This window comes from Streptomyces glomeratus, assembly GCF_021462825.1.
GTDB lineage: Bacteria > Actinomycetota > Actinomycetes > Streptomycetales > Streptomycetaceae > Streptomyces > Streptomyces glomeratus.
Genome location: NZ_JAKEEB010000020.1, coordinates 50,418 through 74,792, shown reverse-complemented (window position 1 = coordinate 74,792; position 24,375 = coordinate 50,418). Strand labels below are relative to the sequence as shown.

Here is a 24,375-nt window from a genome sequence, read left to right as displayed (position 1 = left end):
GACCCGTACCGGTGTTGTGTCCTTCCGGCGTACGGCGCAAACAGCCCGGGTATCACCAAACGGGCAGAAGACGGTGCGTCAGCTGCCGAAGGTGAACGAGGAGTTGGGTTCATATGACGTGCTGGTACGAGGGCCCCCTGGCCGCGTTCGACACGGAGACAACGGGCGTGGACGTCGAGACCGACCGGATCGTGTCGGCCGCCGTCGTCGTCCAGGACGCACCGGGCATCCGGCCGAGGGTCAGCCGATGGCTGGTGAACCCGGGCGTGCCGGTGCCCGCGGAGGCGACGGCGGTGCACGGGCTGACGGAGGAACATCTGCAGCACAACGGCCGCTGGCCGTCGCCGGTGATGGAGGAGATAGCCAGGGAGCTAGGCGAACAGGCCCAGCTGGGACGGCCGCTGGTGGTGATGAACGCGCCGTTCGATCTGACGCTCCTGGACCGGGAGTTGCGCCGCCACCGCGCCTCCACGCTCGACCGCTGGTTCGCGTCGCAGCCGCTGTGCGTGCTCGACCCGCGGGTCCTGGACAAGCACCTGGACCGCTATCGCAAGGGCCGCCGCACTCTCACCGATCTGTGCTCGCACTACGGGGTCGTCCTGGAGGGGGCGCACGACGCGGCGGCGGACGCGTTGGCCGCGCTGGAGGTCGTACGGGCACTGGGCCGCCGTTACGCGGCCCGCCTGGAGAGGCTGACGCCGGTCGAGCTGCACACCTTGCAGACGGGGTGGCACGCGGCGCAGGCGCGGGGCCTCCAGGCGTGGTTCGCGCGCAGCGGTGTGGAGGAGGTGGTGGACCAGGCGTGGCCGCTGCGGCCGGAGCTGCCCGCGGCCGCCTGACCTGGGCACACGGGGGGGGTGGACTCCCTCCCCCGCATACGAAAGAACCGGTCCGTCTGCGACGGACCGGCCTTCTCCGGGTGGGCGATACTGGGTTCGAACCAGTGGCCTCTTCGGTGTGAACGAAGCGCTCTCCCACTGAGCTAATCGCCCGGGAACGCAGTGAACAATACAGGTCCGGGCGGGGTTCCTTCAAACCGCTTCGAGGTGCGCGCGCAGTCCCCGCCGTCCCGCGCGCATCATCAGCCGGTGGTTCGCGCGGAAGACCGGCCGCCCCACCACGGCGAATCGCCTGAGCAACGGCTTGGTCGCCTCGACCTCCTGGTCGTAGCGGGCGAGGGTGCCGGACGCGGCCGCGGTGAGCGTCCAGCGGGCCCAGCCGTCGAGGTCGCCGGACAGCACGGCCTCCAGGACCCCCGCCGCAGGGTCGCGCCGCACCTCCCGGGCGGTGCACGTGACGTCGTACGGCAGCAGCGAGCGGACCCGGACGACGGCGGTGGTGTCGTCGAGCCGGATCACCTCCCGGACCTGGCGCCACCACCTCGGGTACTCCTCGGCGCGCTCGAGCACCGCGAAAACGGCGGCGGGCGGCGCGGGCAGCGTCCACAGGCTGCAAAAGCGGTAGTGGGTCAGGTCCATGGGCTGAGTCTGCCCCGGGACGCCACCGGTGTCTGAGTACGCGTACTCATGTCCTGTGACGTGCAGCGGACCACACTTGCGGTGCGAGCGCCGCCGCCCGTGCGGCGGCGCTCCCCGGCCGGCCGCGTACGCGGCCCGGTCGACGCCCTCCCGGAACGCATCCGGCCCGGAATTCCCGGCAGCCACGGGAGAGTTCCGGAATAAGTGCGGGTTTCCGCCGGCCGACCGCATCCGAGAGTTCTCCCAAAGGGCGCCCTAATGCGGGAACTTCACCTTCTTCACGATCGCCGGGTGCCTCTTTTCGAAAAGCCCGCCGGACCGGTTGATCGCTTCGGGTACTCATCGGCGCCGCCAGGAGATGCCGGCCGCCTTCACCATCGGGCGTGAACCGATTCAAGCAAGGGCTTTCCGGCACGGCACAAGGTGATCCGCAAGGGCAGCGAGCCCGTACATACGACGAAAGGTGGCGGTTACCCGCGTTGTCCGCGTGTACCCGCCACCCTCGGTGATGTGGGCGATACTGGGATCGAACCAGTGACCTCTTCGGTGTGAACGAAGCGCTCTCCCGCTGAGCTAATCGCCCGGGCGCAGGAAGAACATTACCCCATGTCAGGGGCTGCCTCCGACCATGGACGGATCACTCCGCGATCTTCCACGGCATCACGAGGCCGAACTTCCACACATAGGCCCCGGCCAGGACCGCGGCGATCGCCACGCCCACCGAGGTCAGGGCGATGTTCCGGCGGCGGACCCTGGGGTCGAGCGCCCGCTGGGCCGCCTCGGTGACCTTCCGCTTCGTCCAGCGGAGCACCAGCTGGGCCCAGACGAACTCCGTGGCCCAGAGCGCCATGCCCGCGAAGATCACCAACCAGCCCGGTCCGGGCAGCGGAAGCATGATCACGCCCGCCCCGACGACCGCGAGGCCGGCCACGAAAGCGCCCACCTGCCAGCTGAGATGCAGGGCCCGCCGCGCTCTGATGAATTCCGGGGCCCGAGAACCGAGAGCCCGCGCGGACTTCGGTTCACCCCCGGGCACGACGGCTTCGCCCCGCTCGTCACTCCCCGTATTCATGCGGCCCAACCCTACCCGAGAGAAACCAGTCACCGGAATGGGCGTACCGCCCGAACGATGTCTCGGCCGGATGAGCTACGTAAAGACAGGCAAAACGCTCAGAGGGGTTTACAACGGCACCGTAGGTGGCATGTCGATTTCGCCGACGTGCGAATCCCCGAGCGCACACTGAGCGAAAGGCCCTGGCGCTTATGAACACCACGGTCAGCTGCGAGCTGCACCTGCGCCTCGTTGTGTCGAGCGAGTCCTCACTGCCTGTACCCGCAGGACTGCGGTATGACACGGCCGATCCCTACGCCGTGCACGCCACCTTCCATACCGGAGCCGAGGAGACCGTCGAGTGGGTGTTCGCCCGCGACCTCCTCGCGGAGGGCCTGCACCGGCCCACTGGAACCGGCGACGTCCGCGTCTGGCCGTCCCGCAGTCACGGTCAGGGCGTCGTGTGTATCGCCCTGAGCTCCCCGGAGGGCGAGGCCCTGCTCGAGGCCCCGGCGCGGGCACTGGAGTCGTTCCTGAAGCGGACGGACGCGGCCGTGCCGCCAGGCACGGAACACCGCCATTTCGACCTCGACACCGAGCTCTCCCACATCCTGGCGGAGAGCTAGCGCACGACCCGTAGCCGCCCGGCGCCGTCCACTCGGGGAGACGGCTCGGGCCGGGACAACCGCATACGGCACACCCAGGCGCCGTCACCGCGAGCCCTCGCGGAGACGGCGCCCGGGCGTATGCGCGCACCGTGACCGTGTGACCGCGCGAGGTGCCACGGGCGCCTCCTCGAACGCCACGGGAGTCGACCGATGCCACGGCCCGGTGCGTGGCGGCCCCACAGCGGCCGGGAGCCGCTAGGCTCGGCCAGCATCGGCGGGCGTCCGCCCGACCCCCAGGCCAGGGAGCGACACGTGCTGATCACCCATGACACCCGGTGCGCGCTCGACCTCGTGGTGGATCTGGTGAACACCACACCCGAGGGCGATGAGACGGACGGGCTTCCCGATGTCGCGACCCTCGGCCGTTTCGCCAAGGAGCACGCCCTGAGCGATGTCGGTGTGCTGTCGGAGTTCGATCTCGCGGCGGTGCGCAGGATTCGAGGGCGGCTCGCCATGATCTTCTCCGCGTCCGACTCCCGGACCGCGGCCGGACTGATCAACGAACTGGTGGCGGCCGCCGGCACCACGCCCCAGCTGACGGATCACGACGGCTACGACTGGCATGTGCACTACTTCGCACCCGGCGCCTCCGTCGCCGACCACATCGCCGCGGACTGCGGGATGGCGCTGGCGTTCTTCGTGGTGGCCGGGGAACAGGAGCGACTGCGCCACTGCGAGGCACCCGACTGCCGGCGCGCGTTCGTCGATCTGTCCCGCAACCGCTCCCGCCGCTACTGCGACAGCCGCACCTGCGGCAACCGTCTGCATGTGGCCGCCTACCGTGCGCGCCGCAAGGAAGCGGCGGGCTGAGCGGCCTCGGGCCGCGCGTTCGCGGCCGGAGCACATCGGCTGGAAAAGGCCGCCGCGCCGCCGTGGCCGTCCCGGAGGAGACGGACGTAACCCCGGAATCCGCTACTTTCCGTGACCGCGGGCCGGGCTCGACAGAGACCTTTGGACGCGTCCGGCGGCGGGGCCGACGGAGCCCTCGGCGGGTGGCGCCAGGGGCTCCGTATACGGCTCAGAGCATCAGCAGGTCGTGCAGTGATGCCATGAGCAGCAGGCAGCCGATCACCGCAAGGAAGATCATCAGCGGTGGCTGGGAAAGCGCGAAGAGACAACCCCGGCGCTCCTCGGGAGGAACACCGGTGCCGCTCTGGGTTCTGTCCAGCATCTCGCGGCGATGATGACGCAGCCCGCCGCCGCTCCGCGATCAACACGCCCGGGATGTCCGGGAGTTCGCCAATATCCACGACACCGGGACCGAAGTTGATCTCGGAATGGTCTCTCGTGATCGTCGTGCGCGCCGACCGGCCACTGTGTCGTTTCAGTCCGGCATATGCCGTTCGCCGTATGCCGTCATAGGCCCTGCTTCGGACGCCCTGCAGACGCCGTGCTTCAGATGCCGTGCTTCTTGAGGATGGCCTCGATGTCGCTGAAGTCGTCCCCGGCGTCGGCCGGCCGGGTCGTGCGGGGACTGCCCGCGGGCCGGGTGCCGGGGCGGGACCCGGCGCCCAGTGCCGGCTCGGAGGACGAGGGAGCGACCGCCTCGCGCCGCGTGGACCGGGCCGTCCCGCGTTCCTTGCGTCCACCGCCCCGGCGCTCCACGGCGCGGGTCGTCAGGAACAGGAGCCAGGCGACGCCGAGGACGGCGAAGCCCGCCCAGGCCATGGGGCTGAAGGCCGTGTGGGCCAGCCAGCCGACGACGCCGGTCATGACCAGCCCGACGGGCACGAGCGCATACGCGGCGAGGCGGGCGGCCGCGAGGAAACGCTTGCGGTAGGCCGTGACCGCAGCGACACCCAGGCCGGCCGCGGAGACGGCGGAACAGACTGTCTCGGCGATCATCCGGTCCTCCAGGCACAGCTCGCTCGGGCGGGGTCGGTCCGTCCCTTCCATCCTGCACCGCCCCACACCCCCGGTGCCACGGTCCGACCGGACTTCAGGGACATCTCCGGGTCGGCTCCTCCTCAAGGTCCGCACACACCTCCACCCCTGACCGCACCGGCCCCGGTCCTTTCTCCACCCCTGGCCGCGGAGGCCTGCGCAAGGACACGTTTGGGCCGTCGTCCCCGAGGCTGGGAGACTGGTGACCATGAGCGACTCCTCCCCCGTATCCGCCACCGCGCCCGTCCTCGACGTCTGGTGCGAACTCCAGTGCCCCGACTGCCGCAGCGCCCTCGACGATCTCCACGCGCTGCGCGACCGCTACGGCGACCGGCTGGAGCTGCGGCTGCGGCACTTCCCACTGGAGAAGCACCGGCACGCCTTCGCCGCCGCGCAGGCCGCCGAGGAGGCGCTGGAACAGGGGCAGGGGTGGCCCTACGTCGAGGCGGTGCTCGGCCGGGTCGAGGAGCTGGACCGCAAGGGCGAGGCGTTCCTGGTCGATGTGGCACGCGAACTGGGTCTGGACGCCGAGGAGTTCGACACCGCGCTGATCGACGGCCGGCACATCCTCGTCGTCGACGCCGACCAGGCCGAGGGCAAGGCGATCGGCGTCACCGGCACCCCGACGTACGTCGTCGGCGGCGAGCGCCTCGACGGCGGCAAGAGCCAGGAGGGGCTGCGCCGGCGCATCGAGGAGATCGTGGACCGGCTGCTGGCCGAGGAGGCGTGAGCCCCGGGCCGGCCGAGCCTCAGACCAGCTCCTTGTACAGGTGGTACATGGTCGTCTCGTAACCCAGTGCCTCGTAGAGCCGTTCGGCCGGGGTGTTGTCCGCGAAGACGCTGAGTCCGATGCGGTCCCTGCCGCCGTCGGCCGCCTGCACCTCCGCCAGCGCCATCAGCGTGCGGCCGTGGCCGCGGCGCCGCTGCTCCGGATGGACCTCGACGCCGAGCACGAACGCGGTCTCGGGCCACAGCCCGAGCCACAGAGTGCCGACCGGGTCCCCTTCCTGCTCCAGAACGCTGATGACCGTGTTCTCGGTCGCCAGGCCGTCCGGCAGGAACTGGGCGCAGTTCCGGTCCGCCTTGGCATAGGCCTGGTTCTCCGGCACGCCCCGCGCGATCAGATCGCGTGCGAAACCGTCCCGGTCGCGCGCGACCCACGGTCCGAACTCCGCCTCGGTCATGGGCCGCGGGACGCTGCCGGCCGGAAGCCGGGGCGGGCCGGAGCCCAGGCTCTTGGCCATGTTCCGGCTGCGCGGGAGGTACCCGAGCGCCGTCACGAGCCGGAGGGCCGCCCCGGCGTCCCCGGGCACCGACACCACGATCTGCTCGCAGCCCCAGCCGCGCACCACCTCCTCGGCGGCGAGCACGGCCACGGTGCCCCGGCCTCTCCCGCGATCCGGTTCCTCGATGCGCAGGTCGTCCAGGCGCGCCACGGTGGGGCCGTACTCGGGGTGCGTGGACAGCCGCAGCGCGCCCACCGGACGGCCGTTCACACACACCCGGTAGCGCCGTGAGCGCGTTCCGTCCGGCTGCTGTCGAAGCGGCTCTTCCGGCCGCAGGGTCGTCGTCATCAGGGGTGTTCTACCCGCTGCCGGGGCCGCGGGTCAGCCGAATATCCCCGGCGGTCAGGGATCGAGGTCGTCCCCGGCCCGTTCGGTGAAGATCCGCATGGCCTTGGCGGTCACCGGTCCCGGAGCCCCCGGCAGTTCGCGGCCGTCCGCCCGGTGCACGGCCTGGATGTCCCGCAGGGTGGAGGTGAGGAAGATCTCATCCGCGTGCTCCAGCACGTCCAGCGGCAGGTCGGTCTCCCTGGCTCCGGTCCACTGGATGGCGAGCGCCCGGGTGATGCCCGCGAGGCAGCCGGAGGCCAGCGGCGGGGTGTGGATCTCGCCGTCGAGGACCACGAAGACGTTCGAGCCGGTGCCCTCGCAGAGCTGTCCGACGGTGTTGGCGAACAGCGCCTCGGACGCGCCCTGTTCGGAGGCCCGGGCGAGGGCGACGACGTTCTCGGCGTACGAGGTGGTCTTGAGGCCGGCCAGCGCGCCGCGCTCGTTGCGGGTCCACGGCACGGTGATCACGGCGGTGGAGTCGGGACGCCGGGTGGTCTCGCCGAGGGCGACCACGAGGGTCGGGCCCTGATCGCCACGGTCGGAGCCGAGCGGGCCGTGGCCGCCGGTGTAGGTGATGCGCAGGCGGCCGAGCGGCATCGGGTTGGCCTCCAGTACGGCGGCGCAGGCGCGGCGGACCTCGTCGAGATCGGGGTCGGGCAGGCCCAGGCCACGCGCGGAGCGGGTGAGCCGGTCGAGGTGGCGGGTCAGGGCGAACGGCCGGCCGTCGTCGGCTTTGACGGTCTCGAAGATGCCGTCGCCGACGGTCAGTCCGTGGTCGAAGACGGATACGCGGGCGGAGTCGATGTCCTGGAGCCCGCCGTCGAGCCAGAGCTTCACTGGTCTTTGCCTCTCATGCCGCCCCCGTGTCCTGGTACTCCCCCGACGCTACCGCGAGCAGCCGTGCGGCCTTCAGCTCGGTCTCGTGCCATTCCCCCTCGGGGTCGGAGCCCCAGGTGATGCCCGCGCCCGCGCCGAAGCGCAGGAGGGGGGCGCTCGCGGCGGTCCGGTCGATCCAGAAGGTGCGGATGCCGACGGCCAGCTCACCCACGCCGCGGTCCGCGTCGACCCAGCCGATGCCTCCGCAGTAGGGGCCGCGGGGCGCGGTCTCCAGGGCGTCGATGATCCGCAGCGCACTTGACTTGGGGGCGCCGGTGATCGACCCGGCCGGGAACGTGGCGGCGAGCAGCTCCGGCCAGCCGGCGTCCTCCCGCAGCTCGCCGCGGACGGTGGACACGAGGTGGACCAGACCGGGGTGCTTCTCGACGGCACACAGATCGGGAACGGTCACGCTTCCCGTGATGCAGACACGCCCGAGGTCGTTGCGCATCAGGTCCACGATCATCACGTTCTCGGCGTAGTCCTTTTCCAGGAGCTCCGCCTCGGTCCGCGCGGTGCCCTTGATCGGGCCGGTCGCGACGGAGCGGCCGTCGCGGCGCAGAAACAGTTCGGGGGACGCCGTGGCCGTCTCCACACCGTGCTCCGGCAGGCGAATCGTTCCTGCGTACGGTGCCGGGTTGCCGCGCGCCAGCACGGAGGTCAGGGCGTCCACATCGGCGTCGGGCGCGACCGGCGCCGAGAGCACCCGGCAGAGGTTCACCTGGTAGACCTCGCCCGTCGCGATGTGCTCGCGTATCCGGCGGACGCCGGCCGTGTACATGGCGCGGTCGAGTGAGGACGTCCAGTCACCGACCGCCGGGCCCCGCCACGCTCCGGGCCGGGGCGCGGGCACCGGCACCTCTCGTACGTCCGCGAAGCGGGCGCAGGTCAGACGCCCCTCGTAGTCCGCGCAGACGGCCCAGAAACCGGTGGAGTCCAGGGCCGCGGGATCGCTGGTGACATCGAGGAGACCGGTGGCGACGCGGTCACCGAAACGCGCGAGAGCAGGGAGGTCGGACACACAGCCGAGTCTATGGCGGGTGTCCCGGAGGTGGCCCGCGCGTGGCCCCGAGGAGCCCCGGCCGTGTCCGTGACCAGGCGCAGCGCAGCACGCTGCGCAAACGCGTTTTTGTACTGGCCCGGGAATCCGCTAGAGTTCAACACGTCGCCGGGACGCGGAAGCGGTCCGAAACGACAGGCGGACGTAGCTCAGTTGGTAGAGCGCAACCTTGCCAAGGTTGAGGTCGCGAGTTCGAGCCTCGTCGTCCGCTCGTAGGAACCAGGGGATCTTCCCGAGCCCCTGCACTCCTGGTGGAGTGGCCGAGAGGCGAGGCAACGGCCTGCAAAGCCGTCTACACGGGTTCAAATCCCGTCTCCACCTCCAAGGACGATTAGCTCAGCGGGAGAGCGCTTCCCTGACACGGAAGAGGTCACTGGTTCAATCCCAGTATCGTCCACTGGACCCCTGGCAACGGGTGTCCGACCGGCGCGATTAGCTCAGCGGGAGAGCGCTTCCCTGACACGGAAGAGGTCACTGGTTCAATCCCAGTATCGCGCACGCAGCACCTCTGGCCGTCTCCTCGGAGCGGTCATGGTCCCGAGGACGATTAGCTCAGCGGGAGAGCGCTTCCCTGACACGGAAGAGGTCACTGGTTCAATCCCAGTATCGTCCACACACCGAAGCCCCCGGCCCTGCGGCCGGGGGCTTCTTCGTGGCCTCAGCTGGAGAACAGCATGTGGCCGAAGCTCTTGTGGCGGTGGTGGCCGTAGTGACCGTGGCCCCCGTGGTGGCTGCCGTGCGGGGCGCCCCAGGCGGGAGCTGCGGGGTAGGCCTGCGGGGCGGCCGGGGGCGGCGGGGCGGGCTGCGCCCACTGGGACTCCAGCCGCGTCAGCGACTCCAGCTCCCCGTAGTCGAGGAAGATGCCGCGGCAGCCGCTGCACTGCTCGATCTGGACGCCGTTGCGGTTGTACGTGTGCATCGGCGCATGACACTTCGGACACTGCATGGGCTGCTCAACTCCTCGCACTTCGGTGGTGCTTCGCCAGGTAGGGACTCGGCACGGGGCCGATCGGTTGCAGCCTACTGGGCGGACTTTCACGGCGACCCCGGGGGAATCCGTCCCATTCGGGCACAGGCGTCGACGACCGCCTGTTCCACCTCGTCCAAGGGGCGTGCCCCGGCGGTGGACTTGGCGATGGCCAGGGCCGCGGTCTGCACGGTGAGGGCACGGGCCGGGACGTCCAGGGCCGGCCAGGGATCGCCGGTGGAGGGGACGGCCGGACCGCCCTCCTCCCGGTACGCGGCCAGGAAGCGGGACCACTCGTCGGGCGGGAGCAGACCGCAGGCGTACCAGGCGGCCGGGCGGGCCAGGTCCCAGGCCGGGTCGCCCACCCCGAGGTCGTCGACGTCGATGAGTAGCCACCGGCCGGTGTCCGAGGGGCGGCGGACCAGCTGGCCCAGGTGCAGGTCCCCGTGGCACAGGGTCCGGGCGGGCGGCGCGGGAGTCTCGCCCGTGCCCACCCGGGGAGAGCGGCCCAGGCGCGCAGGACCGGCTCCGCGGCGGGGTGGGAGCCGGCGGCGCGCAGCCTGCGGACGGCGCGGGCGGCCTTGGCGGGGCCGCGCATGGGGGGCAGTCCGGCGGGGGCGGGGGCCCGGTGCAGCCGGGCGAGCAGAGCGGCGGCCGCCTCCCAGGGAGCGGCCTCCGGGGCGTCGGGGTCCACCGGGGAGCCGTACGGCCAGAAGGTGACGAGGCGGTCGTGCAGGGTGACGGGGGCCGGGTGCAGGGGCGCGAGGAGGATGCCCGGGAGCCGGGAGGCGACGGCTAGGCGGAGGGCGAGGCCGGCGGGGTCGGTGCCGGGGGCATGGGCCTTGGCGACGGTGTCGCCGTGGCGCACGACGGCGGCGGCGTCGCCGCGTTCGGCCAGGACCGTGCCCGGGGTGGCGCAGCGGCAGTCCCCGCCGACCGGATGCGCGGCGGCAGCCGCCTTCGCGGTCAGCGCGGGCAGGAGTACGTTCACGGGTCCTCTGGGTGTGCGGGTGGCTGTGCCGGGAGCGTACGGGCAAGGGCGCGGCCTGGATGAGGGGGCTTGACGCACCAGGTGCCCGGTGCCCCGGCCGGACGGTAGGGGATGCGCCTCCCCGCGCTCGACGAGCCGGGAATCCGGTATCGCGGGGCCGGCAAGAACAACGCCCGCGCAGCTCCCCAGCTGCGCGGGCGTCTGTGCCGTCCGCCGCACCCCCGTCCCCACGGGGTTTCATGGGTGGATGTCCCCGCCCGGACCGCTCTTCCGGGCCAGGGGCGCCGCTCAGCGCCCCAGCATCACGCCCACGGACGACGCTTGTGTGACCACTGCCTCCCAGCCGCCGAAGACGTACACGAGCAGGGCCGCCAGGGGGAGGACCATCGCGGTCGCCACCAGCGGGTGGCGGCGGCCCGGGCGGCGGGTGCCGAACGCGTCGTACGCCCTGCGTTCCCGCGTGCGGATCAGTGTCCGCGGTGCCGTGTGGGCCATGGTCCCTCTCCTGACCGTGGTTCCGTTGTCGTTGGCAGCGGCGGGTGTCTGACCTCGGGGGACGAGTGCTCCACCCGCCGCTTGACCTCAAATCTAGGCTCCGGCAGGGCTCGGGTCGTCATGCCCTCGTACCGATTGCCGGGCCTCCCGGAGGATGAGCGAGGACCTGCGGCGTACTCCCCTGGGTGGAGAAGCGGGCTCCGGTCTCAGGGGTTTCCCGGAGGGGACGTCCGCTGTACCCCTTTCTGCTCCCCCCCGTCCGCTCCGCCCCATCCGTGCGCCCGGCATCCCCCTCGGGGCGCTCACCGGGTGACTTCGCTCACTCCGTCCCTCCGCCGCCCGCCGTGCTCTCCCCCCGGCGGCCGGTCCTGCTCGTCACCGCCTCATGGGTGCGCCTCCCGCGCCCGGCGTTCACGGCCGTCTCGATGTGATCACCCTTCACGGGTTCAACCCCCTTGCTCCGACGGGTGGTTGGGATCATGGTCGGTGCACGGCTCCCCTGTTCGCCCCTGTCCTGACCCTTCTTCAATTTTCCCGCACCGCACCGACAATCGATCGGGGCGAGAGGGCGCGGCCTCTGCGCGGACATGGCCGTGGAAACGTAAGCTGTGGCTCGTCAGACGGACCGGGCAGCGGGGATGGACATGGCGATGATGCGCCTCAGGCGTGAGGACCCGCGTGTCGTCGGCTCGTTCAGACTTCACCGACGGCTCGGCGCGGGCGGGATGGGCGTCGTCTACCTGGGCTCCGACAAGCGGGGCCAGCGGGTCGCACTGAAGGTGATCAGGCCGGATCTGGCGGAGGATCAGGAGTTCCGGTCGCGGTTCGCGCGTGAGGTCTCGGCGGCACGGCGGATTCGTGGTGGGTGTACGGCGCGGCTCGTGGCCGCCGACCTCGAGGCGGACCGTCCATGGTTCGCCACGCAGTACGTGCCCGGCCCCTCCCTGCACGACAAGGTCGCCGAGGAGGGTCCCCTGACGGCCGCGGACGTGGCCGCCGTGGGCGCCGCACTGTCCGAGGGTCTGGTGGCGGTGCACGAGGCCGGGGTCGTCCACCGCGATCTCAAGCCGTCCAACATCCTGCTGTCCCCCAAGGGGCCGCGGATCATCGACTTCGGCATCGCCTGGGCGACGGGCGCATCGACGCTCACCCACGTCGGCACGGCCGTGGGGTCGCCCGGCTTCCTGGCACCCGAGCAGGTGCGCGGGGCCGCCGTGACCCCGGCCACGGACGTGTTCTCGCTGGGCGCCACGCTGGCGTACGCGGCCACCGGCGACTCCCCCTTCGGGCACGGCAGTTCCGAGGTGATGCTCTACCGCGTGGTGCACGAGGAGCCCCAGCTGCACGGGGTGCCGGACGCGCTCGCCCCGCTCGTCCGCGCCTGTCTGGCGAAGGACCCCGAGGAACGGCCCAGCACCCTTCAACTCTCCCTGCGGCTCAAGGAGATCGCGGCGCGGGAGGCGCAGGGGATCGCGGACGTGAGACCGCCCGCTCAGCGCGGCGAGCCGGACCGGCCGACGGGGCGGCTCGCGGAACAGTACGCCGAGCAGCGCACCGTGCGGCGCCCGCAGGGCCCCGGCACTCCCCCGCCCCGCAGCAACGGCTCCCGGGGCGGGGCGCGCCCGACTCCCGCGCAGCGCAACACGACCCGCTCGGGCGGCCGGCCCGCACCCCGCAGCGGGGCCGGGCGGCAGGCGCCCCGGACCACCGGGGCCGGCCGCCGCCCGGCCAACCCGCGGCTGCTGCGCCAGCGGCTGTTCGTGTTCGTGGTGGTGACACTACTGGTGGCGATGGGCATCGCGGCCGCCCAGGGCTGCCAGGGCCCGGCACGCGGGCTGGGCGACGGGCGCGTGCACCAGCACGTACGACCGCAACGGCCGTACGCTCCGCGGCCCGGGCCCGTGATGGCCGTCCCGTACCCCCGGAGCGAGCTGACCCGGGCAGGCTGAGCGATCCTCCGCACCGGCCTAGGGGCGCGATCCTCCGCACCGGCCTACGGGCGCGGTCCCTCCGCACGGCCCACGGCGCGGTCCCTCCGCACCGGCCTTCCGGCGTCCAACCGGCGGTGCGACCCCTCCTCGGACCTAGGCCCCGGGGCGTCCGGTGGCCACCGCGTAGAAGGCCACCGCGGCCGCCGCGCCCACGTTGAGGGAGTCCACTCCGTGGGCCATGGGGATGCGGACCCATTCGTCGGCGGCGACCAGCGCCTGCGTGGACAGGCCGTCGCCCTCCGCGCCGAGCATCAGTGCGACTCGCTCCATCCTGTGCGGTGCCGTCTCGTCGAGCGACTTCGCCTTCTCGTCGGGCGTGAGAGCGAGCAGGGCGAAGCCGGCCCCGCGGACCGAGTCCAGGTCCCTCGGCCAGGTGTCGAGGCGCGCGTACGGCACCGAGAAGACCGCGCCCATGGAGACCTTCACGCTGCGGCGGTAGAGCGGGTCGGCGCAGTCGGGCGACAGCAGGACCGCGTCCATGCCGAGAGCGGCGGCCGAGCGGAATATCGCGCCGATGTTGGTGTGGTCGTTCACCGACTCCATGATCACCACCCGGCGGGCGGTGGCGAGCAGCTCGTCCGCCGTCGGCAGCGGCTTGCGCTGCATGGAGGCGAGGGCACCGCGGTGCACGTGATAGCCGGTGACCCGCTCGGCGAGTTCCGGGGTGACCGCGTACACCGGGGCCGGGAGTTCGTCGATGACGTCCCGCATCACGTCGACCCACTTCGCGGACAGCAGCATGGAGCGCATCTCGTAACCCGCCGCCTTGGCCCGTCTGATGACCTTCTCGCCCTCGGCGATGAACAGGCCCTCGGCGGGTTCGCGCTTGCGGCGCAGCTCCACGTCGGTCAGGCCCGTGTAGTCACGCAGACGCGGGTCGGCGGGGTCCTCGACGGTGATGAGATCGGCCACAGGGTGATACTGCCTTGTCCTGGGGGCGGTGCCAACGGCTGGAACGGGCCGGGTTACCGCAGGTTACGAACGGCTGGAACAGGTGGATCCGGTTCGGGTCACGCGCCGGGACGCGGGCCCGCCTGCACGACCCGGCCGATGACGATCACCGCCGGTGGCCGCACATCCTCGGCGCGCACGGTCTCGGCGACCGTGGCGAGGGTGGCGTCGACCCGGCGCTGGGCGGCCGTGGTGCCCTCCTGGACCAGGGCGACGGGCGTGTCGGGTGCCTTGCCGTGGGCCACGAGGGTCTCGGCGATCTTCCCTATCTTGTCGACGCCCATGAGGATCACCAGTGTGCCGGTGAGCTTCGCCAGCGACGGCCAGTCGACCAGCGAGCGCTCGTCGTCAGGGGCGACATGACCGCTGACCACGGTGAACTCGTGTGCGACACCACGGTGTGTGACGGGGATGCCGGCCGCGCCCGGCACCGAGATCGAGCTGGAGATGCCCGGGACCACCGTGCACGCGATGCCCGCCTCGGCGAGTGCCTGGACCTCCTCCATGCCGCGGCCGAAGACGAAGGGATCACCGCCCTTGAGCCGGACGACCGACTTGCCCTGCTTGGCGTGCTCGATCAGCGCGTTGTTGATGGCCTCCTGCGCCATGTAGCGGCCGTAGGGGATCTTCGCCGCGTCGATCACCTCGACGTGCGGCGGAAGTTCGGCGAGCAGGTCGCGGGGTCCGAGCCGGTCCGCGATGACCACGTCGGCCTCGGCGAGCAGACGCCGGCCGCGGACCGTGATGAGGTCCGGGTCGCCGGGGCCGCCGCCGACCAGTGCGACACCGGGGGTGCGGCTGCGGTGGTGGGGGGCGACGAGCGTGCCGTCGCGCAGCCCCTCGACGACGGCGTCGCGGATGGCGGCGGTGTGCCGCGGGTCGCGGCCCTTGGCCTCGGTCGTGAGCACCGCGACCGTGACGCCTTCGCTGTGGCCGGTCGCCGGCGTCCAGGCGGTGGCCGCGTCGGCGTCGTCGGAGCGGACGCACCACACGCGCCGGCGTTCCGCCTCGGCGGAGGCGGCGGCGTTGGCCTCGGGGTCGCTGCCGGCGATGAGGGCGTACCAGGCGTCCGCCAGGTCCCCGTCCCGGTAGGGGCGCCTGAGCCAAGTGATCTCGCCCGCGTCCGCCATGGCCTCCACCGACGGGGTGGCCTCGGGGGACACGAGACGGACGTCCGCGCCGGCCGCGATCAGCGCCGGGAGACGGCGCTGGGCGACCTGACCGCCGCCGAGTACGACCACACGGCGGCCGGAGAGGCGAAGCCCTACGGGGTACGGGGGGTGTTCGGCCATGAGGTACGGCTCCTCGTCCAGGCGGTGCGGAAGGGGCCTCTACGGCGTCGGAGCGGCCCTGACGTGGGAATTTTACGTACGGCGCAGCGGAGCACCGCCCTCGGTCCGGTTCGTGGACATGACCACGGCACCCTGAGGAGGCCCGGGCCGGCGTCCCGGGCCTCACCGTATGGCTACTTCTCGGTCACCCCGGCCGAGTCGAAGGTCGCCACCTCGTGCATCGCCCGGGCCGCGCTCTGCACGAGCGGCAGCGCGAGGAGCGCGCCGGTGCCTTCGCCGAGGCGCAGGTCCAGGTCGACCAGGGGGCGCAGGCCGAGCTTGTTGAGGGCGGCGACATGGCCGGGCTCCGCGCTGCGGTGGCCGGCGATGCAGGCCGCGAGGACCTCGGGGGCGATCGCGCGGGCCACCAGGGCGGCCGCGCCCGCGCTGACCCCGTCGAGGATCACCGGGGTGCGCAGGGAGGCGCCGCCGAGCAGCAGACCCACCAGCGCCGCGTGTTCGAGGCCGCCGAATGCCGCGAGAACGCCGATCGGGTCGGCCGGGTCCGGCTGGTGGAGTTCGATCGCCCGGCGCACGACCTCCGTCTTGCGGGCCAGCGTCTCGTCGTTGATGCCGGTGCCGCGGCCCGTCACCTCGGACGGGTCGGTGTCGGTGAAGACCGCGATCAGGGCGGCGGAGGCCGTCGTGTTCGCGATACCCATCTCGCCGGTGAGCAGCGCCTTGTTGCCGGCGGCCACCAGGTCGCGGGCCGTCTCGATGCCGACCTCGATCGCCTGCTTGACCTCTTCACGGGTGAGCGCCGGGCCGGTCGTCATGTCCGCCGTGCCCGGGCGGACCTTGCGCGGCAGCAGGCCCGGGGTCGCCGGCAGGTCGGCGGCCACGCCCACGTCGACGACACAGACCTCGGCGCCCACCTGGTTGGCGAACGCGTTGCAGACCGCGCCCCCGCCGAGGAAGTTGGCGACCATCTGCCCGGTCACTTCCTGGGGCCACGGGGTCACCCCCTGGGCGTGCACGCCGTGGTCGCCGGCGAAGATCGCGACGGCCGCGGGCTCCGGGACCGGCGGCGGGCACTGCCGGGACAGGCCGGACAGCTGTGCGGAGATGATCTCCAGCATGCCGAGCGCGCCCGCGGGCTTGGTCATGCGCTTCTGACGCTCCCAGGCCTCGCCGAGTGCCTTGGCGTCCAGCGGGCGGATGCCCGCCACGGTCTCGGCGAGCAGGTCGTGCGGATCCTCACCGGGCAGCGCGCGACGGCCGTACGTCTCCTCGTGCACGACCCAGGACAGCGGGCGGCGCTTGGACCAGCCCGCCTGCATCAGCTCGGGCTCCTCCGGGAACTCGTCGACGTAGCCCACGCAGAGGTAGGCCACGACCTCCAGGTGCTCGGGCAGGCCGAGGGCGCGGACCATCTCGCGCTCGTCGAAGAAGCTGACCCAGCCGACGCCGAGGCCCTCGGCGCGGGCCGCGAGCCACAGGTTCTCGACGGCGAGCGCGGAGGAGTACGGGGCCATCTGCGGCTGGGTGTGCCGGCCCAGGGTGTGGCGGCCGCCCCGGGTGGGGTCGGCGGTGACCACGATGTTCACCGGAGTGTCGAGGATGGCCTCGATCTTCAGTTCCTTGAACTGCTTCGCCCGGCCCTTGGGCAGCGACTTGGCGTACGCCTCCCGCTGACGCTGGGCCAGTTCGTGCATGGTGCGGCGGGTCTCGGCGGAACGGATCACGACGAAGTCCCACGGCTGGGAGTGGCCCACGGAGGGCGCCGTGTGGGCGGCCTCCAGGACCCGCAGCAGCACCTCATGGGGGATCGGGTCGCTGCGGAAGCCGTTGCGGATGTCGCGGCGCTCGCGCATCACGCGCAGCACCGCCTCACGCTCGGCGTCGTCGTATCCGGGTGCCGCCGGGCCGGTGGACTCTCGTACGTCTTCCACTGCGGCCGTGCTCTCTTCCTGGTCGGCGGCCCGGGTGTCCAGGTCCTCCGCCTGCTGTGCGACTACGGACTCCGGTTGCGCGAGACGCGGCTCCGGAGTGGATGCCTCGCCCTCTCGGGGCGCGGGAACGGTGACGACGGGCTGCTCCGTCGCCGCTGCGGCGGCCGCGGGCTGTTGCTGCTCGGCGTCGGCGGGAACGGGCTCCTCGGGGGTCTTCCGGTCCTCGGGGGGCAGCGGCGGCACGCTCAGGGCGTGCGGCGGGGTGGGGGCGAGGTACGGACCGGCCGGCACGGTGCCCTCGACGGGCACGAAACGGCCGAGCGAGTGGTCCGCCCCGGACTCCGCCGCGACGGCGGTCGGCTCAGCATGCACGGAGCGCTCGCCGGGGGCCTGCTCGGCGGGCGCGGCCGGCGCCGCGACCTCGGCGGCGACAGCGGCCGGCACGGCCTCGCCGGGCTCGGCGACCGCAGGCTGCGCCTCCTCCACGGCGGGTTCCGGAAGCGGGGCCGCGGCCTCCGGGGCCGCACCGTCGGTGGCGTCCACGGCGGGGGTGCCCGGATCCGCCTCGGCCGGCTGGTGGTCCGGCGCGGCGGGCACCGCCTGGCCCGGGTCCTGCGAGTGCGGGGCCTGTACGGGCACACCGGGCTCGGGGGCCTGTGCGGGCGGCACGACGAGGCCGGTGGCGGGGGTGGCGTGGGTGTCGGTCGCCTGCTCAGGTACCCCAGCGTGGGCGCCCTCGTCCGCGGGCTGCGGTGCGTTCGGCACGGCGGTGAAGGAGGCGGTGTGCGGCAGCGGGGCGTCGGAAGCCGCGTCAGGGGCCTGAGGGACCTCGCCGGCGGGTGATGCCTCCGGAACCGTCACGCCGTCGGCCGTCCCGGGGGTGGCCGGGAGCGGTGCGTCCTGCGGGGCGGGCGCGGCCCCGGCGGACGGGCCGTCCGGGAGGACGGGTGCCCCTTCGGGTGTGGGTACGAACCGGGCGGCGTCCGGGACATGCGGTGCCGCGGGCTGGGCCGTCGGCGGGCCCACGGTGTCCTGCGGCAGGCCCTGGGCACCCTGCGGAGCACCCGGAGCGTCCTGCGGAAGACCCGGAGCGTCCTGCGGAACACCCGGAATGTCCTGCGCCAGGCCCGCGAGGTGCTGCGAGGCCGAGTCGGCCGGAGCCGCGGGCGCCTGGGTGCCGGGGGTGTGGAAGGCCTCGGGACCGGCCGCGGCCGGCTGCACCTCGAACTGCCCCGAGCCCTCCGGGTCCCGGTGCACGGGCCGAGGGGCGAACGGGGCGGGCTCCGGTGCGAACGGCGCGGGTTCCGCGACCGTCGCCGGCTCGGGCGCCGCCGCGGGAACGACCGTTTCTGCGGCGCTCCCCTCGAGACCTCCCGGGCCCGGGGTCCCGGCCTGCGGCGGGGCGCCCCATGGCACCGCGCCCTGCGGGGAGTTGTCCCCGAGGTGCGTCACATCGAGGTACTCGGGCCCGGTCGTCGGCGGCCCCACCGGGCGCATCGGCGCGTCGGCCGGGCCGCGGTCGGAGAGCGAACGCACCGGGCTCAAGGTGGCGTCCGGGGTGGGCGGCCCGAGGTGCAGCGGGCGGCGCGCCGGTGCGGGCTGCGGCACGGACGCCGGAGGCGGCGTACGGACCGCACCGAGGTCGATCGAGCCGCTGTCCCGGCCGGCCGTCTCGTGTGCACCCGGCTCGTGGGGGTACGGCTCCGGGGCCTGGGCGGGCTGCGGCATCTCGGTGCCCCATGCGCCCTGCTGGCCGGGCATCAGAAGCAGGTCGTCGTCCTCGTGTGCGCTGTCGGAGGGGTCGAGGTAGGTGTACGCGCCCGGCGCGAGGACGCCCGGCTGATCCACCATGCCTGCGCTCTCCGGCAGCCCCTCGCCCGGGACCTGGCCGGTGTCGGTCATGCGTACCCCTCGCCCATCGGTTAGTGCCTCTACGACCAGCTCGCCCGGAACGGCGCGCCGACCGCCCGCAGTGAAGAACGAGCGTGCGTGCCCAGCGGCACGAACGACCCGCCAACAATGACGACAAAGCCATTGAACGGCATTGTCGCGGCCGCTTCGCCGTCGCGGCAGCCTGATCCACGACGAGCCGCTGTGGACTGCGCCACGTTGTGCGCGCTCCGGTTCTGCCGTACCACACTGACCCCAAAAGAGGCACGCTTTCCGGACATTGGCTGACGTAGGCCGGATCACCCAAGTGCGGTACAACGGTCGGCCAGCCTACCGCGCCGGTACGACTACCGGATCACGGGGAGCGGTCGGGCAATCGCCCGCTGAGCAGGAACGCGACACTCCGTTCCTTCTCCGTCCAGCCCCGCGTGTCGAGTTCGACGGACTGGAGCAGGGCGCACTCGACGTCGTAGCCGTGCTCCGACAGATCCCTGCCGACGAGTTCGGCGGCGTCGCGGGTGGCCGCGTGCGCGACGATGCGCTGCGGGCGGCGGTCGGCGACGGCGGAGACCACCGCGACTCCCCCGCCTCCGACGCGGACGACGTCCGGTTCGGGGAGGTTCTCGAGGATGTGCGGGGCGGTGCCGTGCACGGTCTGGAGCTGGAGGCCGAAGTGGCGGGCGGCGGCCGCCGTGCGGTCGCACGCGCCGGGGTCGCGGTCGACGGCGATGACGGCCGCCCCGCAGCGGGCGGCCTCCACGGCGAACGCTCCGCTTCCGCTGCCGATGTCCCACACGAGGTCGCCCACCCGGGGCCCGAGGCGGGCGAGTTGGACGGCGCGCAGCAGATCCGTCTCCCCTTCGCCGAGCCCGCCGCCGTACGTCTCGGCGGACAGCGCCCAGCCGCGCGGTCCCGTGCCCGGGTCGCGGCCGGCGATCCAGCCGCCGTCGTCGGTCGCGCTCGCCGGTCCGCCGATGACGATGACGACGTTGGGGTCGCGCCAGGTGTGGTCGGCGGCCTTGTCGGAGGTGACGACGGTGACCTGTTCCCGCTCGGTGCCGAGCTCCTCGCAGATGACGAAGGTGCGGTGGACCCCGTCGAGGAGCAGGCCGAGTTCGGCGGGTCCGGCGCCCGGTGAGGTGAGGACCGCGACTTTGGCATGGGCTCGGCATACGTTCACCGCACGTCGCAGGGTGCGGCGGTGTGCGACGACCACCTGCGCGTCGTCCCAGGGCATTCCGGCACGCGCGAAGGCGGCGGCCACCGAGGAGACGGCCGGAACGACTTCGACCTCCAGGCCGAACTCGGGGGCGCGCAAAGTCCGTACGACGCCGAAGAAGCCCGGATCTCCGTCGGCGAGGACGACGGCGGTGCCGCGGTGGCCGGCGATGCGGCGGGCGGCGAGGCCGAGACTGCCGAGGCGGATGCGCTCGGCCGTCTGCGGCACCTCGGGGAGAGCGAGGTGGTGGGCCGCGCCGGCGACGAGCGTGGCGGCTCCCAGGGCGGAGCGCGCGGCGGCGGTCAGCGGCGAGCCGTCCCAGCCGATCACCGTGACCCGGTCGGCCATCGTCGTCAGTCTCCCAGAAGGTCTTCGCAGGTCGTCAGGGGGCAGCCCGCACGGCGGGCTCCGTGAGAGTACCCCGTCGAGCCGGCTCCGCCCGCCCGGGGCCCGGCCGGTGGGAGTGGATCGCCGGGGTCAGCTCCAGTTCGAGAACGACGTGAAACCGCCGCTGTCGGCCAGCTCCTCGCTGACCCCGTCCAGGTCCTCCGGCAGCAGGCTCCAGACGATGAGGTCGGTGCGTACGTCGGTCCACTCGCCGTTCTCGCCCCGGGCTCGGGCTATCCAGGCGCCGCGCAGGACTCCCTCGCTGATGCAGCCGATCTTCTGCGCGACCTGCTGGGAGGCGGTGTTGTCGGCGGCTGTCCGCAGCTCGAGGCGTTCGAACTTCTGGTCGTGGAAGACCCAGTGCGCGGTGGCCAGGGCCGCCTCGGAGGCGTATCCCTCGCCGCGCGCCCAGGGGGCGATCACATAGGCGATCTCGGTGGAGCGCACCCGCCAGTCGGTGTTCCGGAGGTGGACGATGCCGACCAGGCGCTGGGTGAGGAACTCGTCCACGGCGAAGACGATGCCGCGTCCCTCGGCTCGTTCTGCCGGCGCGAGTTCGGTGATCCAGGCGCGGGCGTCGGCTTCGGTGTAGGGCTGTGGGACCGAGGTCCAGGCGGTGACGAGCTCGTCGTTCATCATCTCGGCGAAGGCGTCGACGTCCGACTCGTCGAAGGGGCGCAGTACCAACCGCTCCGTGCTGATGGAGACGTTGGGAAAGGTGCCAGTCATGCGCCGCTCCGTAACCTCGGAAAACCTTCAGTTCCTGCTGAACTGCCCAGCATGCAGCATGTGAGCACGGAAACGCACCACGGGGCCCACACCCGGTGAGGGAGTGGGCCCCGTGCGTGGCGATACGCGGAGTACGTGCCGTGAGAAGGACGGGATGACCGAGCCCGCGTACTTGTCCTCGATGAACTTCTTCACCTCGGGCGAGGTGAGGAGCTTCGCGAGCTTCTTGACCCGCGGGTCGTTCTCGTTGCCCTTCTCGACCGCGAGGAAGTTGCCGTACGGGTTGTTCTTCGGGGACTCCAGGACGAGGGCCTCCTTGGCGGGCTTGATGCCGGAGGAGATGGCGAAGTTGCCGTTGATCACCGCGGCGTCCACGTCGTCCAGGGAGCGCGGCGTCTGGGGAGCCTCGACCTCCTTGAACCGGAGCTTCCTGGGGTTCTCTGCGATGTCCTGGGGGGTCGCCTCGTTGCCGGCGCCGTTCTTGAGGGTGATGAGTCCCTTGGAGGCGAGCAGCTTCAGGGCCCGCGCCTCGTTGACGGAGTCGTTCGGGACGGCGATGGTCGCACCGCTCTTCAGGGCGTCGGCGCTCTTCACCTTGTGGGAGTAGAGGCCGAGCGGCTCCAGGTGCACCGTGACGACGGGCACGATGTGGGTGCCCCGCTTCTTGTTGAAGTCGTCGAGGTACGGCTGGTTCTGGAAGTAGTTGGCTCCGACGGAGCCGTCCTCGGTCGCCGTGTTCGGCGTGATGTAGTCGGTGAACTCCCTGACCTGGAGGTCGAGGCCCGCCTTCTTCGCCAGGTTGTCCTTGACGAAGTCGAGGATCTCGGCGTGCGGGGTCGGGCTCGCGGCGACGACCAGCGGGCCGCTGGAGTCGGACGCGGAGGACGAGTTCTTGCCCGAGCCGCAGGCGGAGAGCCCGAAGGCGAGGGTTCCTGCGGCGAGGACGGCGGTGGTGGTCTTGGCGGTCTTACGCACGAAAAGTGCCTTTCCTAGGGTGGTGCGACCCCGCCTTGGGTGGCGGGGAGTCTGTGAGGGGCGTCAGGCGGCCTTGCCGGCGCCCGCGGCGGCGGGCTCCTCGGCTTTCAGCAGCCGCAGCTTCGGTACCGGGCCGGAGTGCCCGCCGCGCCGGTGCAGGGAGCGGGCCGCGTAGTCGCCGGCGAACTGGATGAGCGAGATGACGACGGCGAGGATCGCCACGGTGATCCACATCAGCTGTGTCTCGAAGCGCTGGTAGCCGTAGCGGATGGCGATGTCCCCGAGGCCGCCGGCGCCGACCGTGCCCGCCATCGCGGAGTAACCGATGAGGGCGACGACCGTGGTGGTGGCGGAGGAGATCAGCGAGGGCAGGGCCTCGGGGACGAGGACCTTGCGCACGACGGTCCAGGTGTTGCCGCCCATGGCCTGCACGGCTTCCACGAGCCCGCCGTCCACCTCGCGGACGGCCGTCTCGACGAGGCGGGCGAAGAAGGGGATGGCGCCGATCGCAAGGGGCACGATGGCCGCCTCGCGGCCGATGGTCGTCCCCGTCACCCAGCGGGTGAAGCCCATGAGGGCGACCATCAGGATGATGAAGGGCATCGAGCGGGCGATGTTCACGATCTGCCCGAGGACCTTGTTGGCGACGACGCTCTGCAGCAGCCCGCCCCGGTCCGTGAGGACGAGCAGGACGCCGAGCGGAAGTCCGCCGACGACGGCGATGACCGTGGACCAGCCGACCATGTAGAGGGTGTCCCAGGACGCCTGTGACAGCAGCGGCTGCATCTCCGGCCAGGTCACTTGGCACCGTCCTTCACCAGCGCGGGCTCTTCGGCTGCCCGGCCCACGACGTCGATCTGCAGGCCCTGTTCGCGCAGGAAGCCGACCGGCACCACGTTCTCCTCGTAGCGGCCGGGCAGTTCGATGCGCATCCGGCCGACCTGCTTGCCGCCGACTGTGTCCATGGCCGCGCCGAGAATCGAGATGTCGATGTTGTAGGTGCGCGAGAGCTGTGAGATGACGGGCTGGGTCGCGGCGTCCCCGTGGAAGGTGACGTCGACGACGGTGCGGTCGTCGCCGGCCGCGGCGCCGCTGAGCGGGAAGAGTGCGGCGGCCAGTTCCGAGCCGGGGGTGGCGAGCAGCTCGCTGACGGTGCCGGACTCGACGATGCGGCCCCTCTCCATCAGGGCGGCCGAGTCGCAGATGCTCTTGACGACGTCCATCTCGTGGGTGATGAGCAGCACGGTGAGCCCCAGCTGCCGGTTCAGATCGCGCAGCAGCTGGAGGATGGAGCGGGTGGTCTCCGGGTCGAGGGCGCTGGTCGCCTCGTCGGAGAGCAGCACCTTGGGGTCGCCGGCGAGGGCGCGGGCGATGCCGACGCGCTGCTTCTGGCCGCCGGAGAGCTGGGCCGGGTAGGCCTTGGCCTTGTCGGCGAGGCCGACGAGGTCGAGCAGTCCGAGGGCCTTGCGGGAACGTTCCTTCCCGGACAGGCCGAGGATCTCCAGCGGCAGCTCGACATTGTCCTGGACCGTCCGCGTGGACAGCAGGTTGAAGTGCTGGAAGACCATGCCGATACGGCTGCGCGCCTGGCGGAGCTCCTTGCCGGCGCGCGGACCGCGGCCGGCGAGCGCGGTGAGCTCCTGGCCGGCCACGGTGACCGTGCCGGAGGTGGGGCGCTCCAGGAGGTTGACGCAGCGGATGAGCGAGGACTTCCCGGCGCCGGACCGGCCGATGACGCCGTACACCTCGCCCTCGCGTACATGGAGGTCGACGCCGTCGAGGGCGGTCACCTCGCGGCCGCGCGAGCGGTAGACCTTGGTAAGGCCCGATGTGGTGATCACTGGGGTTTCCGTCACTGTCGAGTGCAGGGCGTGGATGTGCGCCGGGCACGGGTGCGTGGGAACGCGACACGGTTCTCGCGATGGCG

Annotated in this window: 22 protein-coding genes, 7 tRNA genes and 1 pseudogene; 10 read left to right on the top strand and 20 right to left on the bottom strand. The window is 72.2% G+C overall.

Translation table 11 applies throughout. The features are described 5' to 3' along the window. The first annotated feature begins 113 nt into the window (after window positions 1–113). The gene (locus LZ604_RS22550; RefSeq protein WP_234517241.1) at window positions 114–839 is read left to right on the top strand and encodes a 3'-5' exonuclease; all 726 of its coding nucleotides are present in this window, start codon (window positions 114–116) and stop codon (window positions 837–839) included. A gap of 81 nt (window positions 840–920) precedes the next feature. Here the strand turns inward: LZ604_RS22550 and LZ604_RS22545 are convergent. From LZ604_RS22545 to LZ604_RS22530, 4 genes are all read right to left on the bottom strand, one after another. Next, window positions 921–992 (bottom strand) — tRNA-Val (locus tag LZ604_RS22545). A 39-nt stretch (window positions 993–1,031) separates the two neighbouring features. Then, a complete protein-coding gene (locus LZ604_RS22540) occupies window positions 1,032–1,478 on the bottom strand; it encodes an SRPBCC family protein (protein ID WP_234517240.1) in 447 nt (148 codons plus the stop codon). Window positions 1,479–1,989: 511 nt separating this feature from the next. Then, window positions 1,990–2,061: transfer RNA gene (locus tag LZ604_RS22535), tRNA-Val, on the bottom strand. 54 nt (window positions 2,062–2,115) lie between these two features. After that, a complete protein-coding gene (locus LZ604_RS22530; protein WP_234517239.1) occupies window positions 2,116–2,550 on the bottom strand; it encodes a TIGR02611 family protein in 435 nt (144 codons plus the stop codon). Window positions 2,551–2,741: 191 nt separating this feature from the next. Between LZ604_RS22530 and LZ604_RS22525 the strand changes: the two genes are divergently transcribed. Beyond that, a complete protein-coding gene (locus tag LZ604_RS22525) occupies window positions 2,742–3,155 on the top strand; it encodes an SsgA family sporulation/cell division regulator (RefSeq protein ID WP_003959770.1) in 414 nt (137 codons plus the stop codon). A 294-nt stretch (window positions 3,156–3,449) separates the two neighbouring features. Further along, window positions 3,450–4,007, top strand: coding sequence for a CGNR zinc finger domain-containing protein (locus LZ604_RS22520; RefSeq protein ID WP_234517238.1), 558 nt, complete (start codon window positions 3,450–3,452; stop codon window positions 4,005–4,007). 208 nt (window positions 4,008–4,215) lie between these two features. Here the strand turns inward: LZ604_RS22520 and LZ604_RS22515 are convergent, their stop codons facing one another. Both LZ604_RS22515 and LZ604_RS22510 read right to left on the bottom strand, forming a co-directional pair. Further along, window positions 4,216–4,368, bottom strand: coding sequence for a hypothetical protein (locus LZ604_RS22515; protein WP_234517237.1), 153 nt, complete (start codon window positions 4,366–4,368; stop codon window positions 4,216–4,218). 224 nt (window positions 4,369–4,592) lie between these two features. Then, window positions 4,593–5,042 (bottom strand): hypothetical protein, encoded by a 450-nt coding sequence (locus tag LZ604_RS22510; RefSeq protein WP_234517236.1) that lies wholly within the window; start codon window positions 5,040–5,042, stop codon window positions 4,593–4,595. Window positions 5,043–5,289: 247 nt separating this feature from the next. On the opposite strand from LZ604_RS22510, the gene LZ604_RS22505 reads away from it, so the two are divergent. Next, a complete protein-coding gene (locus LZ604_RS22505) occupies window positions 5,290–5,811 on the top strand; it encodes a DsbA family protein (RefSeq protein ID WP_234517235.1) in 522 nt (173 codons plus the stop codon). Between the two features lie 19 nt (window positions 5,812–5,830). Here LZ604_RS22505 and LZ604_RS22500 read toward each other — a convergent pair whose 3' ends face one another. The 3 genes from LZ604_RS22500 to LZ604_RS22490 are packed head-to-tail and all read right to left on the bottom strand — an operon-like array spanning window position 5,831 to window position 8,591. Further along, a complete protein-coding gene (locus tag LZ604_RS22500) occupies window positions 5,831–6,655 on the bottom strand; it encodes a GNAT family N-acetyltransferase (RefSeq protein ID WP_234517234.1) in 825 nt (274 codons plus the stop codon). Between the two features lie 54 nt (window positions 6,656–6,709). Beyond that, window positions 6,710–7,531: an aminotransferase class IV gene (locus LZ604_RS22495; protein ID WP_234517233.1), complete on the bottom strand. Its 822-nt coding sequence runs from the start codon at window positions 7,529–7,531 to the stop codon at window positions 6,710–6,712. Window positions 7,532–7,544: 13 nt separating this feature from the next. Next, complete coding sequence (locus tag LZ604_RS22490) at window positions 7,545–8,591, bottom strand: chorismate-binding protein (RefSeq protein ID WP_234517232.1); 1,047 nt, start codon at window positions 8,589–8,591, stop codon at window positions 7,545–7,547. Window positions 8,592–8,768: 177 nt separating this feature from the next. Here LZ604_RS22490 and LZ604_RS22485 point away from each other — a divergent pair. The 5 genes from LZ604_RS22485 to LZ604_RS22465 all read left to right on the top strand — a co-directional run bounded on the left by LZ604_RS22485 (window position 8,769) and on the right by LZ604_RS22465 (window position 9,243). Further along, window positions 8,769–8,841: transfer RNA gene (locus tag LZ604_RS22485), tRNA-Gly, on the top strand. Window positions 8,842–8,880: 39 nt separating this feature from the next. Continuing rightward, window positions 8,881–8,954, top strand: a tRNA-Cys gene (locus LZ604_RS22480). Window position 8,955: 1 nt separating this feature from the next. Then, window positions 8,956–9,027 (top strand) — tRNA-Val (locus LZ604_RS22475). 29 nt (window positions 9,028–9,056) lie between these two features. Continuing rightward, a tRNA-Val gene (locus LZ604_RS22470) sits at window positions 9,057–9,128 on the top strand. A gap of 43 nt (window positions 9,129–9,171) precedes the next feature. After that, window positions 9,172–9,243, top strand: a tRNA-Val gene (locus LZ604_RS22465). A gap of 45 nt (window positions 9,244–9,288) precedes the next feature. Here the strand turns inward: LZ604_RS22465 and LZ604_RS22460 are convergent. From LZ604_RS22460 to LZ604_RS22450, 3 genes are all read right to left on the bottom strand, one after another. Then, the gene (locus LZ604_RS22460) at window positions 9,289–9,576 is read right to left on the bottom strand and encodes a TFIIB-type zinc ribbon-containing protein (protein WP_234517231.1); all 288 of its coding nucleotides are present in this window, start codon (window positions 9,574–9,576) and stop codon (window positions 9,289–9,291) included. Window positions 9,577–9,665: 89 nt separating this feature from the next. Further along, entirely contained in the window at window positions 9,666–10,829 is a 1,164-nt protein-coding gene (locus LZ604_RS35780; protein ID WP_267971675.1) for a phosphotransferase family protein, read from the bottom strand. Between the two features lie 47 nt (window positions 10,830–10,876). Next, entirely contained in the window at window positions 10,877–11,083 is a 207-nt protein-coding gene (locus LZ604_RS22450; RefSeq protein ID WP_234517230.1) for a hypothetical protein, read from the bottom strand. Between the two features lie 638 nt (window positions 11,084–11,721). On the opposite strand from LZ604_RS22450, the gene LZ604_RS22445 reads away from it, so the two are divergent. After that, entirely contained in the window at window positions 11,722–13,032 is a 1,311-nt protein-coding gene (locus tag LZ604_RS22445; RefSeq protein WP_234517287.1) for a serine/threonine-protein kinase, read from the top strand. Between the two features lie 135 nt (window positions 13,033–13,167). Here LZ604_RS22445 and LZ604_RS22440 read toward each other — a convergent pair whose 3' ends face one another. The 8 genes and pseudogenes from LZ604_RS22440 to LZ604_RS22405 all read right to left on the bottom strand — a co-directional run bounded on the left by LZ604_RS22440 (window position 13,168) and on the right by LZ604_RS22405 (window position 24,289). Beyond that, on the bottom strand, window positions 13,168–13,986 hold the full coding sequence (locus tag LZ604_RS22440) for a TrmH family RNA methyltransferase (protein ID WP_234517229.1): 819 nt from the start codon (window positions 13,984–13,986) through the stop codon (window positions 13,168–13,170). A 98-nt stretch (window positions 13,987–14,084) separates the two neighbouring features. Continuing rightward, entirely contained in the window at window positions 14,085–15,317 is a 1,233-nt protein-coding gene (gene cobA, locus LZ604_RS22435; RefSeq protein ID WP_234517228.1) for a uroporphyrinogen-III C-methyltransferase, read from the bottom strand. A 173-nt stretch (window positions 15,318–15,490) separates the two neighbouring features. Next, window positions 15,491–19,150, bottom strand: a complete 3,660-nt coding sequence (gene cobT, locus LZ604_RS22430; RefSeq protein WP_234517227.1) for a nicotinate-nucleotide--dimethylbenzimidazole phosphoribosyltransferase — start codon at window positions 19,148–19,150, stop codon at window positions 15,491–15,493. 343 nt (window positions 19,151–19,493) lie between these two features. Continuing rightward, window positions 19,494–20,705, bottom strand: a complete 1,212-nt coding sequence (gene cbiE / locus LZ604_RS22425; protein WP_234517226.1) for a precorrin-6y C5,15-methyltransferase (decarboxylating) subunit CbiE — start codon at window positions 20,703–20,705, stop codon at window positions 19,494–19,496. 129 nt (window positions 20,706–20,834) lie between these two features. After that, window positions 20,835–21,473 carry a GNAT family N-acetyltransferase gene (locus LZ604_RS22420; protein ID WP_234517225.1) on the bottom strand — a complete coding sequence of 213 codons (639 nt, stop codon included), beginning with the start codon at window positions 21,471–21,473 and terminating at the stop codon, window positions 20,835–20,837. A 144-nt stretch (window positions 21,474–21,617) separates the two neighbouring features. After that, window positions 21,618–22,448: pseudogene (locus LZ604_RS22415) on the bottom strand (MetQ/NlpA family ABC transporter substrate-binding protein); the annotation flags it as partial. A 63-nt stretch (window positions 22,449–22,511) separates the two neighbouring features. Beyond that, window positions 22,512–23,249 carry a methionine ABC transporter permease gene (locus LZ604_RS22410; protein WP_234517224.1) on the bottom strand — a complete coding sequence of 246 codons (738 nt, stop codon included), beginning with the start codon at window positions 23,247–23,249 and terminating at the stop codon, window positions 22,512–22,514. After that, a complete protein-coding gene (locus LZ604_RS22405) occupies window positions 23,246–24,289 on the bottom strand; it encodes a methionine ABC transporter ATP-binding protein (RefSeq protein ID WP_234517223.1) in 1,044 nt (347 codons plus the stop codon). Before LZ604_RS22405 ends, LZ604_RS22410 begins: the two co-directional genes overlap by 4 nt. Window positions 24,290–24,375 lie beyond the last annotated feature (86 nt).